The sequence below is a fragment of the Pseudomonas sp. AN-B15 genome (assembly GCF_019056475.1).
GTDB classification, from domain to species: Bacteria; Pseudomonadota; Gammaproteobacteria; order Pseudomonadales; family Pseudomonadaceae; genus Aquipseudomonas; species Aquipseudomonas parakoreensis.
Window position 1 is genome coordinate 3,110,110 of record NZ_CP049737.1, and the last position, 15,457, is coordinate 3,125,566.

Below are 15,457 nucleotides of genomic sequence, written 5' to 3' on the forward strand. Positions count from 1 at the left end.
CCTTATTCTTCGGTCAACGCGGAGCCGGCCCGATCGAGCAGCGGTTTGAACAGGTAGTTGAGCAGTGAACGTTCGCCCGTGCGCACGAACATTTCCGCCGGCATACCGGGCTTGATCACCAGGCCGTGGAGTTTTTCCATCGCCTGATCACTGACGCTGCTGCGCAACACGTAGTACGGCACGCCGGTTTTCTCGTCGACCATCTGGTCGGCGGAAATCAGGCTGACCTCACCCGGCACGCGCGGGGTCTTGCTCTGGTTGAACGCGGTGAACAGGATATCGACCGGCAGATGCGTGCCAACCTTGTCGATCAGATTGATCGGCAAGTGCCCTTCGACTTCCAGGGTGGTGCCTTGCGGGACGATCTCCAGCAGGGTTTCGCCCTGACGCACCACGGCGCCTTCGGTGTGTACGCCGAGGTTGACCGCCACGCCGTCGGCGGTGGCGAGGATCTCGCTGTGCTGCAGGTCGAAACCGGCCGAAGTCAGTTGCTCCGACAGGGTCACGCTTTTGAGCTGCGCGTCGGCCAGTTGCGTGCGCACTTCCTTCTGATATTCCTCGCCATGTTGTTGCAGCTTCAGGCGCGATTCGAGGATGCCCTGCTCCACCCGGCCGCTTTCACCGGTGTTTTCCGCCAGTTGCTGCTGCACTTGCGACAGCTGCCGCTGGTACTCCATCAAGCGGTTGCGCGGGATGTAGCCGTTGTCCGCCAGCGGCTGCAGGTTGCTCAGTTGTTGCTGCAGCGAATCGGCCTGGGCGTTGAGGTCGGTGCGGGCGCGACGCATGCCTGCCAGTTGCGCGGTGGCACCTTCGATGCTGGCGCGCAGGCCGGCCTGTTCGCGGTAGAACGCTTCGCGGCGGCTGCTGAACAGTTGACGCTGGCCTTCAAGAACCAGCGCCAGACGCGGATCCGGATCATTGCTCAACTCTGCTGGAAAGGTCACCTGCTTGAGGTTATCGCGCTCGGCCTGCCAACGCGCGAGGCTGGCCCAGGCCATGCGGTACTGGGCTTGCAGCGACTGCACGTCGGCCGCGACCTGGGTCTGGTCGAGGCGGAACAGCGGCTGGCCCTGTTTCACGCTCTCGCCTTCGCGCACCAGAATCCGACTGACCACGCCGGCACTCATCGACTGCACGGCTTTGCGCTTGCCCGACACCACCACGGTGCCCTGCACCGGAATGCCTTGATCCAGCGGTGCCAGTGCGGCCCAGGTGAAGAAACTGCCGGCGCCGACGATGGCCAGAATCCAGCCCATGCGCGCGAAGAATTTCGCATCGCGCTCCGGGCGCTCGGTGACGTATGCGTGTTCCATGGAGGCTTCGTTTTCAGTGTTCATGCTGGCGCTGCTCATACACCCGAATTCCTTGTCGTGGGCTGGTACTGCCGGCTCATGCTGAGCCCGCCCGGTGCCTGCGCAGATTTTTCCCGTGATTGTTCCTGAGCGCCGGACAGCGCCTTGAGTACGTCCTGACTGTTACCGAATGCCTGCAGACGACCGTCGTTGAGCACCAGCAACTTGTCGGCCTGGGCCAATACCGAAGAGCGGTGTGTGACCAGCACCACGGTAGTGCCCTTGGCCTTGAGCTGGGCGATGGCGCTGGCCAGCGCAGCCTCACCGACGGTGTCGAGATTGGAGTTCGGCTCATCCAGCACCACCAGGCTCGGGTCGCCATACAGGGCGCGCGCCAATGCGACACGTTGTTTCTGGCCGCCGGACAGACCGCTGCCGTCCTCGCCCAACTGTGTGTCATAACCTTGCGGCATCCGCAGAATCATCTCGTGCACGCCAGCCTGTTGCGCGGCAGCCACGACCTTTTCCGGGTTGGCTTCACTGAACCGGGCAATGTTTTCGGCGATGCTGCCGCTGAACAGTTCGATGTCTTGTGGCAGGTAGCCGATGTACGGGCCGAGCTCATCGCGGTTCCAGCGATGGATGTCGGCACCGTCCAGGCGCACCGTGCCACCCAGGGTCGGCCACACGCCGACCAGCACTCGGGCCAGGGTCGACTTGCCGGACCCGGAAGCACCGAGCACGCCCAGCACTTCGCCCGCGCCAATCGCGAAGTTGACCATGTGCAGGGTCGCCGCGCGTTGCCCCGGCGGGCCGGCACTGACTTGTTCAAAGGCAATCTGGCCCTTTGGCGCAGGCAACGCCATGGCCTCGTCGCTCGGCGGGAACGCCTGCAGCAAGGCATCCAGACGGCGGTAGGCGAGCTTCGCCCCGCTCCACTGTTTCCAGACGGCGATCAACTGATCGATCGGGCTCAGCACCCGGCCCATCAGGATCGAACCGGCGATCATCATCCCGGCCGTCATGTCGCCCTTGATCACCAGCAACGCGCCGAGACCCAGCACCAGCGATTGCAGGCACAGGCGCAGGGTCTTGCTGATCGAGCTGATCACCGCACCGGTGTCGCTGGCCTGATTCTGCAGACCGAGGAAGCGCGAATGCACGCCGAACCAGCGCTTGCGCAACGCGCCAAGCATGCCCATGGCCTGAATGGTTTCCGCGTTGTGCAGGTGACTGGTCGCCAGTTGACTGGATTTCTGCGAGTAACCGGCAGCTTCGCCCAGCGGCTTCTTGGTCATGTATTCGTTGAGGCACGCCAGCGCGATCAGCAGCAGCGCACCCGCCGTGGCGAGGACTCCGAGCCAGACGTTGAACAGGTAAATCACGAACAGATAGACCGGGAACCACGGCGCGTCGAAAAACGCGAACAGGGCTGGCCCGGTGACAAATTGGCGAATGTGGGTCAGGTCGCCCAGCGATTGCCCGGCGTTACCCTCGCCCTTGAACAGGTTGCGTTCGAACGCTGCCTGATACACCCGCAGGTTGAAGCGGCGCTCCAGTTGGCTGCCGATGCGGATCACGATGAAACTGCGCACCACTTCCAGCATGCCGATGAAGGCGAAAAAGCCGACCACCATCAAGGACAGCATCGCCAGGGTGGTTTCGTTCTGCGAAGACAGCACGCGGTCGTAGACCTGCAGCATATAAATGGAGGGCACCAGCATCAGCACGTTAATCAGTGCGGTAAAGCACCCGACGCTGATCAGAATGCTTTTATAGTCACCCAAAGCCTTGAATAAGGGAGCGGTGGCTGGGGCCTTCGCCATCTTCATTGATTATTCCTGAATGTAATCCCCGCCATTCTTTGGCGAGACGCTTCTATTAATTATCCGTGCACAGACCGGACGGGTTCTTGCAACTTGCACTTACACTTCAATAACAACTTTCAACAGTTCAACGCCACTCGTTGCATTGAGCTGTTGCTTATAACTGCAACATCAAACCTTATAGTCAACGGTTCAGTCGGTGCCGTTGTTCACGGCTGCGGTGTATGGCGCGTCAGCGTAATCACCAGTCCCGACTTCAAAGTGCTCAGATAAAGCCCATCACGTTGTCGGCTGAAGAACTGGATTCTTGAACCTTCCTTGCCGGTAATCGACAGGCCGTCCGGATCAGGAAACCAGCCGACTGGCGCTTGCTCAAGCCATGCCCCCAGGCATTCGGCGCCCTTGCCCAGTGTCTGGTTGGGTTTCAGATCGATCAGACAGGTGTTCGAGGGTTTATCCTGCAATGCCTGCGCCTCTGGGGCGTCATCGGGCGCAGTCAGAATCGCCTGCCACTGCCCGGCGAACACGGAGGGGTCTTCCAGTCTGAGGCTGCTTGCCATGGTTGCTTCTCCAGAAATCATGATCAGCGCCGCCGAAAGCCACGCCATTCCCTTGTAGGTAAAAACTTTACGGATCATCAGAAAATTCGCTCCGGCACCTAGCCTTGCCCAGCCATCAACACGATGCAAGCAAAGAAAGCGACGCATGAAGCGCCGCTTTCCCGTTTACATCACGCCACGATGTCGCTGGTCGCTGCCTGGCCAACGGTGCTGACCTGGAAGTCCGCCACGCCGTGCCCGGAGAAGTCCACCGACAACAGGCTGTTGCCGCCCGACGAGGTCAGGATCGCGTCGCCGGCAGAACCGGTGAAGCTGCTGACAAAGTGCAGGCCGGAACCGTTGGTGATGGCACTCAGGTCGATTTTGTCCAGACCGCTGACGAAATCGAGGATCTGGTCGATTGCACCCGGCTTGGAGTCGGAGCTGGAGGCGAACACGAAAGTGTCCGAACCCGAACCGCCCCACAGTTTGTCCGCACCACCGGCGCCGTAGATGATGTCGTTGCCGGCACCGCCCTTGAGCTCGTTGGACGCACTGTTACCGATCAGCAGGTCGTTGCCCGAACCGCCGATGGCGTTCTCGATGGTCACGCCCTTGGCGATGGATACGTTACCGATCATGCCGCCCACGTCGGAGAACGAGGCTTCATTGAGGTTGATCTTCTGGTTCTGGGTGAAACCCGAGAAGTCGAAGGTGTCCTTGCCGCCCGCATCCCACACCGAGAACACCAGCTTGTCGCTCGACGACGAGGCGCTGAGGAAATCGCGACCGGCGTTGGAGTTGAAGCCGTAGGTCGTATCACCGGTACGGGTGCTCATGTTGGCGCCGTAGAGTTTCTGGATCGCTGCAATGTCGTCCATCAGCGGGCCTGAGGAATAGGCTTCTACGCCGCCCTTGCTGAAGTTCTGGCTGGTATTGCTTTCGCTCCAGTAGCTCATGACGCTGTAGCCGCGGGTGTCTTGCCCGTAGGTGGCGTCATTGTAGGTCGGGTTGCCGTTGCCGGCGTTGTAGTCGCCCGGGTGCGCCAGGCCAAGGGTGTGGCCGATTTCGTGGGTCAGGGTCTGACGACCGTAGTTGTTCAGGTCCGGGGTCTTGTTCTGGGTGTAACCGCTGTTGATCAAGTACCACGAAGTGCCGTCGTAACCAGGACCTGTACCCGGCAGGTAGGCGAACGCTGCTGCGCCGTCCACGCCACCGCTGTAGTTGGCGAAGGTCATGTGGCCGTCACCGCCAGTGGCTTTCTCGGTAAAGGTGACGTTGGCCACATCGGCCCAGGATTGCATGGCGAGCACGGCCTGGGCTTTCTGTTGATTACTGAACTGGCTGAACCCTGTGATCCCGTGCTTGTTCATCGTGCTGGACGATACCGAAGTCAGGAACGTGTAGGTGAGTTCGATCTTGCCGCTGCCATCCTTGTCCTGATAGGCAGCGCCGTCGCGCAGCAATTGGGTTGCGGCCTGGTCGACGGAAAAGGAGGGTTTGCCATTGACCGTGAGGTTGCCGCCACGATCGTATTGATGGCTGAAGCTATTGATCTGATTCCAGGCGGAGCTAGTTGCCGCCAGAGACTGCACTGCGCCCACAGGCACGAATGTGTCTGCGGTGATATCAATAGCGTTAGCTTTTACTTTCGACATAAACACACTTCCTTGTTTAGCAATGGAACAGTTTTTGTCAGATAGCGACGATCCCTGGCGAGATCGTCCTATCACTCGCCCAATGAAGGCGTAACGAACCTGACACAATTTGAAATCATACGTCTAGCCTTTTTTTGAGATCAAATTGCACTGTTGCGCAAAACTACCGTAAACAAAGCCTGCGGGGTCGAAAGATTGTTTTACCCGGTTTCACCGCCTCCAATTGTCTGACGATTTTCTATTTAAATATTAAATATTGGTAAGTTGTTTTTTGTTAGACGCGTCTCACTTTCCTGCACTCTATTAGTGCGATGCCAGTGTATTGATATCAACTATTTAATAACGCCTGATACCCCTGTCCCTGTAGGAGCTGTCGAGTGGAACGAGGCTGCGATCTTTGCATTTGAAGATCTAAAGATCGCAGCCTTCGGCAGCTCCTACAGGGTTTGGGGTGGGTTAGCTACCAGTACGAATCTTGTTCCAGACACGGGTGCGGATCCGGTCGATGTTCAGCGGCATGGCTTCCAGCGCAAACAGCTTGCCCATCATCTCCGGGCTCGGATAAACCTTGGTGTCACTTTTGATGGCCGGGTCGATCAGGCCGTCGGCCTGCTGGTTGCCATTGGCGTAGTGCACGTAATTGCTGATGCTGGCCATCACGTCCGGACGCAGCAGGTAGTTCATGAACGCGTACCCGGCCTTCTCGTCCGGCGCATCGGCGGGCATGGCGACCATGTCGAACCAGATTGCCGCGCCCTCCTTGGGAATCGCGTATCCAATGTCGATGCCGTTCTTCGCTTCCTTGGCGCGGTTTTCCGCTTGCAGGATGTCGCCGGAAAAACCGACCGCCACGCAGATATCGCCATTGGCCAGGTCACTGGTGTATTTCGAGGAATGGAAGTAGCTGACATACGGCCGCACTTTCATCAGCAGTGCTTCGGCTTTCTTGTAGTCCTCGGGGTTCTTGCTATGCGGTGGCAAACCCAGGTAGTTGAGTGCCGCCGGCAGCAGTTCCGGGCCGTTATCAAGGATCGCCACGCCGCACTTCTGCAGTTTTTCCATGTACTCGGGTTTGAAGATCAGGTCCCAGGAATCCACCGGCGCGTTGTCGCCCAGTACCGCTTTGACCTTGGCGACGTTGTAGCCGATGCCGGTGCTGCCCCACAGGTACGGAAAGCCGTGCTCGTTGTTCGGGTCATTGACCTGCAAGGCCTTGAGCAATACCGGATTGAGGTTCTTCCAGTTCGGCAACTGGCTCTTGTCGAGCTTCTTCAGCGCCCCGCCCTGGATCTGCCGCGCCATGAAGTGGTTGGACGGGAACACCACGTCATACCCGGATTTGCCGGTCATCAACTTGCCGTCGAGGGTTTCGTTGCTGTCGTAGACGTCGTAGGTGACGCCAATGCCGGTGTCTTTCTGAAAGTTTTTCGTGGTGTCCGGCGCGATGTAATCGGACCAGTTGTAAATCTTCACCGTTTCGGCGGCATGGCTAATGGAGGCAGCCAGCAGCAGCGGCGCCAGAGCGAGGGTTTTCTGGATCATGGGGTCGATTCCTGTAGTGGCTATTTTTGTTGGCAGGCAATCAAAGGATCAAACAATCAGAAAATAAGGACGTAGGTCTTGCGCACGGTCTCCTGGATATCCCAGATGCCGAGCGTGTTGGCCGGCAACATCAGTGCGTCGCCACCTTGTATGTGCAGGGTTTCACCGCCGTTGTCCGGGGTGAACGTGCAACGCCCGGAGATGAAATGGCAGAACTCTTGCGCGGTGATCTGCCGGCGCCAGCGCCCCGGGGTGCATTCCCAGACGCCGGTTTCAACGCCGTCGTCGCGCTCGACGCTGGTGGTCGAGGTCATCGCGACCGGCTCGCCGATCGGCACGGCGACCGGGTTGGATTGGTCCAGTTGCAGGCTGGCGGTGTTCTTGAACTGCGTAATGCTCATGGTGGGACCTGTCTTGTGAAGAAAACGGCGGTTAGTGCATGAAACCTTCCATGAAGCCCGCGACCTGACTGGCGAGCTTGCGCCGCCACGGTGCGGTGGCCGGATTGGCCAGGGTCTGGTCTTCGTGGACAAAACTTTTGATGATCGCGTTGTAACCGAGCCAGCGGCACGGTTCCGGCTCCCAGGCGCGCAGCGCATGGATCCCGCCGTCCGGCAGCACCCACGGCTGGTGTACCAGTTCGGTATCGCGCTCCAGAATCAGATCGGCCAGGGTGCGGCCGCCGAGGTTGCTGGCACCCACGCCCTCCCCGCCATAACCGCCGGACAGTGCGATGCCATTGGCGCGATCGCAAAGCATGTGTGGCTTGAAGTGCCGCGACATGCCGAGGTTGCCGCCCCAGGCGTGGGTGATTTGCACGTTTTTCAGTTGCGGGAACAGCTCACCGAACAGATAACGCCGCAGTTCGACTTCATCGCGGGTCAGATCGAAGTTGTGGCGCAACTTGCCGGCGAACTGGTAGCCCCCGCGAGCGCCGAAGATCAGGCGGTTATCGGCACTGCGCTGGCCATAAGTGACCTGACGGCTGAACTCGCTGAAGGCCTGGCCACGGTTGAGGCCGATTTCATCCCAGGTCGCAGCCGACAGTGGTTCGGTGGCGACAATCAGACTTTGCACCGGCAACTGATAGCGACCCAGCGGCGGCAGCGTCACCGAATAGCCTTCAACGGCCGGCACGATCCAGCGGCTGCGCACACTGGCCCTGGCCGTGCGCAAACTACCGGACTGCCAGTGCGTGACCGGGCTGTTTTCGTAGATCTTCACGCCCATGTTCTGCACGGTACGCGCCAGACCGCGCACCAGTTTCGCCGGGTGAATCGTCGCCACGTGCGGCGCATAGATGCCGCCGTAGGGTTTCGCCACGCGAATCTGTTGCGCCAGTTGTTCGGGGCTCAGCCAGCGGTAATCGTTGTCGGTCAGGCCTTGGGCGTGCAGCTTGTCGAGGTATTCGCGCAGGCTGGCTTCCTGTTCCGGGTAGCGAGCGGCGCAGTACAGCACCCCGCCCTTGCGGTAATCGCAGTCGATGCCCTCACGTTCGAGGACAACTTCCACTTCATCGGGGATGCTGTGCAGCAGATCAAAAGAGGCGCGACGTTGTTGTGGCGAGAGACCGGCGAGCAGTCGATCCTCGCCCAGCAGATTGCCCATCAGCCAGCCACCATTGCGTCCGGACGCACCGAAACCGGCGGTTTGCGCCTCGATGATGGCGATATCCAGACCCGGCGCGAGTTTTTTCAGGTAGTACGCGGTCCACAGCCCGGTATAGCCGGCGCCGATGATGGCCACGTCGACATCCAGATCCTGTTCCAGCGCCGGCCGCGCGATCAGCGGCTCGTCGAGTTGATCCATCCACAAACTGATAGTGCGCCACGCCGGCATGCAAGACTCCGCCACTGAAAACCTTCGATGGCGTCGATCCTAGTGCGAGTCTTCAACGGCTGTCTTGCGCGCGTGTCCGCAAAGAAATTTGTTTGGCGTAGGCCTTCGGCGACTGGCCGGTGTGCTGGCGAAAGCAACTGTAGAACGCCGACAGCGAGTTGAAACCGGCGGCAAACGCCAGTTCATCGATACGCAACGGTGGCGTGGCGTGATCCAGTGACTTGAGCAAGTGCTGCAGGCGCGCCTGGTTGACGTATCGATAGAAGCTTTGCCCCAACACCTGATTGAGCAGGTAGGAAATCTGATTGCGGCTGTACCCGCACTCCTTCGCCACCCGTTGCAGATCCAGCTCGGGATCGAGGTAAGGCTGTTGCCGTTCGAAATATTGCTGCAGGTCTTCGGCCATGAAACTGATCTGGCGCGGTGACAGGCCCAGTCGACTCACCGCCGGACGCTGGCTGGGTGCAACGGTGCCACCGGTTGGCGTGCGAACCAGCGAGGCGTATTCGTTGACCCGCCAGATCAGGCCGTCCTTCACCGTGATCGCTTCACTGGAACGGAACGACACCAGTCCGTCGCCACCGCGCAAGGTCACTTCGTACTGAATGTAGGCAGTGTTGCCATCCACGCGGATCCGGTCGCAATGCTCCAGCGCTTCGTCGGATTCTCGCGGCATGCTGACACGCACGTACTCACGTAACTCATCAAAACCGAGCACCCGATTCTGAAAGAAATCGTTGTACTGAACGTCCGGGTGGTACAGCGCCATGACGCTGTCCAGGTCGCGATGTTTCCAGCTCAAGTGATAGCGCATGACCGTAGCGGCCGTGGCCGGGGTCTGTTCTGGGCCGTCGTCGTCGACATGCATAAAGGGCTCTGCGCAAAAGCACCGAGCTTGCCCAACTTCACCCAGACGATCAATCAGTAAACCGTAGTGGCCTTTTGGCGATGAGTGATGGAGGCGTGACTTACATCAAAAAATACGCAGCAATCGCAAAATGAACTGAAAAAGCTCACGGAAAATTCACATGCGGATGCTACTTTTAATGTCACTGACCGGTTGAGCCAATGAAGGCTCTTCCCACCTAACATGAGCAAAAGGAATCGCTCGATGAAGAAGGCGGGCAACACATGAATAAAGGTTCCAGTAAAGTCACTTTCCCCAACGCGTGCCAGTTGATGCGCTGGCATTTTCATCCAATGGGTTTTGAAGCGACGATGGATGCGCCGGGCAGCATGATTGCCCGACTGTTCGATCGTGCCAGCGGTGAGACCATGATCGCCATCGCCGGCATTCCCTGCGCCACGGTGATGAACGCGGCCGATGTCGAACGAATCATTGAAGCCGTGGAAGACGAACTGGAGACTTTCATTCCTCCAGAGTCTCTCAAGAGTTACGCTTAACCTTTTGTTTTTAATGAAAAAGCCCGCCAATTCCGGCGGGCTTTTTTGTGCGTGAGCGTGTGGGCGTGCATCACGCGGTTTGCGGCTGCTTACGATGATCGACGAAGAATGCCTTGTCTTGGGCCACCCGATCAGACGCTCTCGGCATATTGACTGACTGAGTGTCCTGCGGCTCGACGTACCAATAGCAATGGCTGACCGCCCGGGTGATACCGACGTAGGCCAGCCGCAATATCTCGTCCTTCTGCGCCGTGTCATAGGGCTCACTGTCGCCAACCTTGCCCAGACCGGCCATGCGATACACCTGGTTCTTGTACGGAGAACTGGTCAGGTGCTGGCAGTCACCCAGCAAAAACACCGCATCGGCTTGCAGTCCCTTGGCACTGTGGTAAGTCAGCTGTTTCAGGCGTCGCGCTTCGTACGGCAAGCTCGAATCAACATTAACTACAGACTGAATATGTTGCTCAATCAATGACTTATCGCTACCTTTTCGATACAGCATCAAGATTGAATCGCCGCGATTATAGTGTTCGGCCAGGCGCTGCCCCAAAGCCTGATCATCGCGCTCCAGCACGTTTACCGGCCGCAAGGCCTTGGGCGCGCCGCTGGCTTTGGCTTTTTTGCCCGGGATTGCCGGCGCCGCACGGACGATGTGTTCAGCGGCATCTATGATGTGTTGATGACTGCGATAATTGTCGCTGAGCATCACCCGTGTAGTGCCCGGTGAAGGGAATTCCTTGTTGAATTCCATGAAATAGCTCGGCGAACTGCCACGCCAGCCGTAGATCGACTGCCAGTCATCGCCCACACACAGCAACGACGAACGCTGTGCGCCCCGCCCAACATGCATCGCCGGGCCACGACTGCGGATTTCCGCCAGACTGGCACGGATCCAGGAGACGATTTGCGGCGAAACGTCCTGAAACTCGTCGATCATCAAGTGCGACAAGGGGCGCAGCAGCTCGTCACTGAGCAGTTTGAGGTTCTCTGGCGAATGTTCGCTGAACAGCGCAAACATCCGGTTATAGGTCATCACCGGCGGCTTCTGATCGAGCAAATGATCTTCCAGGGCACGCCAGAACAGGCTCAGCGCCTCGAAGAAGAACCGGTCCGGATCGTCCTTGGCAAAACTCATCCGGCCGACAGCGTCCGGCACGTCCAGCCCGAGGTTTTCGATGAAGCCGGCCGCCGCGACAAAGCAGTCCAGCAGCGGGGCCGAAACCAGCTCACCTTTGACCTTGTAATCGAAGCCTGGACCGGCGCTCGCGTCGCCTGCCAACGTCGACAAGACCCGCTTCGAAGCTTCGTAACTATCCAACCAAATCAATGGCTTACGACAAAAAGCTTGAAACAGGGTGCGCTTTACCGCCCACTCGGCGCGCACCCCGAGCCTGGCGTTGGGTCGGCAGATCTGCGGGTTTTCCCGAGGATCGAACCCGAGCATCACCCAGGCATCGAGGCTGGGAATGTAGCCATGGCAGTGAAAGGTCGAACCATTGATCTCGAACGTCTGCCGGCCGGGCTCGATGCCTTTGATCGGCCAGGCGCCTGCGCGAAACCATAAGTCTTCGATGGCATCGCACAGCTCTTCATCGCGCTTGGCCGCCAACTCTGTCACCGCCATGCGCTTTTGCACGTCCGGGTGATCGCGTTCCAGCTCCTTGAGCTGCAAACCCGCCTTGGCCAACGGCTGAATGAGCTGACAGAAACGCTCGTCTTCCGTGAACAACCGGTGGTAACAGGCATTGAGCTGGCGGCGCTGAGCGTCGTTGATCCGCAAATCGAACGGATTGCTGTCGACCTCTTCGTCAGCACCCTGAATTCGGTCGCTGAGGTTCTCGAACGCCTGCAAGCGCTCAAATCCCGGCAGACTGCGCACCATCGGCAGAATCCGCGAGTGAAAGGTGCGCACCAGTTCCCGCGCCTGTTTCAGGCTCAGGGCCAAGCCCCAGAGCGCAAACAATTCGATCAGTTTGTTGATGAAGTCCTTGCGCGACTCGCGGGTGAAGGTCACCACGGTCATCGAATCAAGTTCAAAGCCCAGGTAGTGAGTGAGCAACAGAAGCCTTAGCACCAGCGTCGTCGATTTGCCCGCTCCGGCACCGGCAATCACCGAGGTCGAAGGCGTATCACTGAAAATCATTTTCCATTGCGCGGCGCTTGGCTGAGCATGTTCGGGCAGCAAGCGCGCCACATCGGCCTTCATACGCTTCTTCAGCTCGGCACTGAGGGGCAGGCGCCAGTCGTCGAACAAATGATTGTCCACGTTCGGCGGACGATGTTCGGTGCTGCGACTGTCACGAATCAACAGCACTTGCCGACCCTCCTCCAGGCCTTCGAGTTTGCCCTCCTTGAAGCCGTACTCCACACCAGCGGTGTGGCCACTGCGAAAGCCGTCAGCCTGACCATGCAACCATGACGCGCGGTGTTGAGCGCGCAAGCGCGTCAGGCCGTGGCCGAAGAAACGCGCGGCCAGACGCTTGAACCATGGCATCTCGGCCAGTGGACGGAGTTCGGGAGGCAGATCGGGAGTGTGTTGCGCCACGCTGAGGGGCTCCAGTGTGTGAGGCTGTTGGGGGCTATGGTGTCTTCATTTGCCCCTGAGTTCTAGCGAAATGCTTACAGCTCATAGGTTTAGGCGATGAAATGAAAGTGGGGTGAGATCGTTTTGAGCCAGCCTCCCATCAATAGATTCGATAAGAATGCCGCACTTTTTACGCTTTTTATCGATGATTGACTGATGGATGATGCCCGTCATTAACCGACGGTCTCGCTTCGTGGCTCTGGCGTTACGCCCCATGACGGACCTTTTGAGGAGACGATCATGCTTGAACTCAGACCTTTCAACACGCTGGGCGGCGCTCATCACGGCTGGCTGGATGCCCATCACCACTTTTCGTTCGCCGAATACTACGACCCGCAACGCATGAACTGGGGCAATCTGCGGGTGTGGAATGACGACGTGATCGCCGCCGGCACCGGGTTCCCGTTACACCCGCACCGCGACATGGAAATCATCACCTACGTGCGTGAAGGTGCGATTACCCATCAGGACAACCTTGGCAACAAGGGCCGGACCGAAGCCGGCGACGTACAGGTCATGAGCGCCGGTACCGGCATTGCGCACAGTGAGTACAACCTGGAAGACAAGGAGACCCGAATCTTTCAAATCTGGATTCTGCCGACGGAAACCGGGGCGCCGCCATCGTGGGGTGCCAAACCGTTCCCCAAAGGTCAGCGAGAAGGCTTTGTCACCCTGGCCAGCGGCAAAGAAGGCGATGATCAGAGCTTGCGCATTCGCGCCGATGCGCGACTGGTCGCAGCCAACCTCAAGGCGGGCGAAACAGCTGAATATCAACTGGATGCAGGACGCCGTGCGTATCTGGTGCCCGCCACCGGCCTGATTGAAGTCAATGGCTTGCGTGCACAAGCTCGAGATGGCGTTGCCGTCGAGCAGGAGGCGGTGCTCACGGTAACGGCGCTGGAAGACAGCGAAATCGTTTTGGTGGATCTGGCTTGATCGGCTGATTTGCAGGCAAAAAAAGGGCGACCATTACAGTCGCCCTTTTGTTGTAGCGAGGGGATTCATCCCCGATAGACCGCAAAGCGGCCGTCTTTTCAATGGAGCGGACTGCTACGCAGTCCATCGGGGATAAATCCCCTCGCCACAGGAAGAACTCACCTCCCTGAAGATCACTTGGTGCTGATTGCACCATCCACCAGCGTTTGCGCTTCAGCCACCAGTTGCTTCAGGTGGTCGTCGCCAATGAAGCTTTCGGCGTAGATCTTGTAGATGTCTTCGGTGCCGGAAGGACGTGCAGCGAACCAACCGTTTTCGGTCATCACCTTCAAACCGCCGATGGCCTGATCGTTGCCCGGCGCATGGCTGAGAATGCTCTGAATCTTCTCGCCCGCCAGTTCGGTCGACGTCACTTGCTCCGGCGACAGTTTGCTCAGCAGGGCTTTCTGCTCAGGGTTGGCCTTGGCATCGACGCGCACCGAGAACGGTTCGCCCAGCTCATCGGTCAGGGCGCGATAGGCCTGGCTTGGGTCACGACCGGTACGCGCGGTCATTTCAGCCGCCAGCAGAGCTGGAATCAAGCCGTCCTTGTCGGTGCTCCAGACGCCGCCATCCTTGCGCAGGAACGAAGCGCCGGCACTCTCCTCGCCACCAAAGCCCAATGAACCGTCGAACAGGCCATCGGCAAACCATTTGAAGCCGACCGGGACTTCATACAAGCGCCGACCCAGGCGCTTGGCCACACGATCAATCAGGCCACTGCTGACCACGGTTTTACCCACGGCAGCGTCGGCGCGCCATTGCGGGCGGTTCTGGAACAGGTAATCGATGGATACCGCCAGATAGTTGTTCGGTGCCAGCAGACCGCCTGAAGGCGTAACAATGCCATGACGGTCGTGATCCGGGTCGCAGGCGAACGCCACGTCGTAACGTTCCTTGAGACCGATCAAACCTTGCATCGCATGGCTGGACGATGGGTCCATGCGAATCTGACCGTCCCAATCGACCGTCATGAAACGGAACGTCGAATCGACCTGTTTGTTAACAACGTCCAGATCAAGACGATAATGCTCGGCAATTGCCGACCAGTAACGCACCCCTGCTCCACCCAGCGGATCGACACCCAGGCGCAATTTGGCGCCACGAATGGCATCGAAGTCGATCACGTTGATCAGATCGGCGACGTAGGTGTTGAGGTAGTCATGGCGGTGCGTGGTGCTCGCCTTGAGCGCCTGCTCGTAACTGATGCGTTTGACACCTGCCAGCTTGTTGGCCAGCAGTTCGTTGGCTTTGGCTTCGATCCACTTGGTGATATGGGTGTCAGCCGGGCCGCCATTGGTAGGGTTGTATTTGTAACCACCACTTTGTGGCGGGTTGTGCGACGGCGTGATGACGATGCCATCGGCCAGGCCAGAAGTACGGCCACGGTTGTAGCAGAGAATCGCATGCGAAACCGCCGGCGTCGGCGTGTATTCGTCGCCTTCGGCGATCATCACGGTCACGCCGTTGGCTGCCAGCACCTCCAGCGCACTGGCTCCGGCGGGGGTCGACAGTGCGTGAGTGTCGATACCGACAAACAACGGGCCATCAATGCCCTGTGCTTCGCGGTACAGGCAGATCGCCTGGCTGATCGCCAGAACGTGCCACTCATTGAAGCTCAGGTCAAAGGAGCTGCCCCGATGCCCGGAAGTACCAAACGCCACACGCTGGGTGGAAATCGAAGCGTCCGGTTGGCCGGTGTAATAAGCCGTTACCAGTCGCGGGATGTCGACCAACAATTCTGCCGGTGCCGGTTTGCCCGCAAAAGGACTGATAGTCATGCAAAACCTCTGAAATA

General features: G+C 58.9%; 12 protein-coding genes. 2 read left to right on the plus strand and 10 right to left on the minus strand.

Annotated elements, in window-relative coordinates:
- Positions 1 to 2: 2 nt before the first annotated feature.
- The 8 genes from GTQ41_RS13915 to GTQ41_RS13950 form a co-directional block, all read right to left on the minus strand.
- Positions 3 to 1,352, minus strand: a complete 1,350-nt coding sequence (locus GTQ41_RS13915) for an HlyD family type I secretion periplasmic adaptor subunit (RefSeq protein ID WP_041064170.1) — start codon at positions 1,350 to 1,352, stop codon at positions 3 to 5.
- A complete protein-coding gene (locus tag GTQ41_RS13920; protein WP_047294551.1) occupies positions 1,349 to 3,124 on the minus strand; it encodes a type I secretion system permease/ATPase in 1,776 nt (591 codons plus the stop codon). The genes GTQ41_RS13915 and GTQ41_RS13920 overlap by 4 nt, the downstream gene beginning before the upstream one ends.
- 203 nt (positions 3,125 to 3,327) lie before the next feature.
- Positions 3,328 to 3,756, minus strand: a complete 429-nt coding sequence (locus tag GTQ41_RS13925; RefSeq protein WP_155416816.1) for an AprI/Inh family metalloprotease inhibitor — start codon at positions 3,754 to 3,756, stop codon at positions 3,328 to 3,330.
- Between the two features lie 92 nt (positions 3,757 to 3,848).
- Positions 3,849 to 5,315, minus strand: coding sequence for a serralysin family metalloprotease (locus GTQ41_RS13930; RefSeq protein ID WP_047294553.1), 1,467 nt, complete (start codon positions 5,313 to 5,315; stop codon positions 3,849 to 3,851).
- Positions 5,316 to 5,771: 456 nt separating this feature from the next.
- Positions 5,772 to 6,857, minus strand: a complete 1,086-nt coding sequence (locus GTQ41_RS13935; RefSeq protein WP_047294555.1) for a polyamine ABC transporter substrate-binding protein — start codon at positions 6,855 to 6,857, stop codon at positions 5,772 to 5,774.
- 56 nt (positions 6,858 to 6,913) lie between these two features.
- Positions 6,914 to 7,258: a cupin domain-containing protein gene (locus tag GTQ41_RS13940; RefSeq protein WP_047294557.1), complete on the minus strand. Its 345-nt coding sequence runs from the start codon at positions 7,256 to 7,258 to the stop codon at positions 6,914 to 6,916.
- 31 nt (positions 7,259 to 7,289) lie between these two features.
- The gene (locus GTQ41_RS13945) at positions 7,290 to 8,696 is read right to left on the minus strand and encodes an FAD-binding oxidoreductase (protein ID WP_047294559.1); all 1,407 of its coding nucleotides are present in this window, start codon (positions 8,694 to 8,696) and stop codon (positions 7,290 to 7,292) included.
- Between the two features lie 52 nt (positions 8,697 to 8,748).
- Positions 8,749 to 9,564, minus strand: a complete 816-nt coding sequence (locus tag GTQ41_RS13950) for an AraC family transcriptional regulator (RefSeq protein WP_047294561.1) — start codon at positions 9,562 to 9,564, stop codon at positions 8,749 to 8,751.
- Between the two features lie 263 nt (positions 9,565 to 9,827).
- On the opposite strand from GTQ41_RS13950, the gene GTQ41_RS13955 reads away from it, so the two are divergent.
- On the plus strand, positions 9,828 to 10,100 hold the full coding sequence (locus GTQ41_RS13955) for a DUF1652 domain-containing protein (RefSeq protein WP_047294563.1): 273 nt from the start codon (positions 9,828 to 9,830) through the stop codon (positions 10,098 to 10,100).
- Between the two features lie 70 nt (positions 10,101 to 10,170).
- Here GTQ41_RS13955 and GTQ41_RS13960 read toward each other — a convergent pair whose 3' ends face one another.
- Entirely contained in the window at positions 10,171 to 12,645 is a 2,475-nt protein-coding gene (locus GTQ41_RS13960; RefSeq protein ID WP_047294566.1) for a UvrD-helicase domain-containing protein, read from the minus strand.
- Positions 12,646 to 12,924: 279 nt separating this feature from the next.
- Here GTQ41_RS13960 and GTQ41_RS13965 point away from each other — a divergent pair, with 279 nt between their 5' ends.
- Entirely contained in the window at positions 12,925 to 13,620 is a 696-nt protein-coding gene (locus tag GTQ41_RS13965) for a pirin family protein (protein WP_047294568.1), read from the plus strand.
- Positions 13,621 to 13,793: 173 nt separating this feature from the next.
- Here the strand turns inward: GTQ41_RS13965 and pgm are convergent, their stop codons facing one another.
- Positions 13,794 to 15,440 (minus strand): phosphoglucomutase (alpha-D-glucose-1,6-bisphosphate-dependent), encoded by a 1,647-nt coding sequence (gene pgm / locus GTQ41_RS13970; RefSeq protein ID WP_047294570.1) that lies wholly within the window; start codon positions 15,438 to 15,440, stop codon positions 13,794 to 13,796.
- Positions 15,441 to 15,457: the final 17 nt, after the last annotated feature.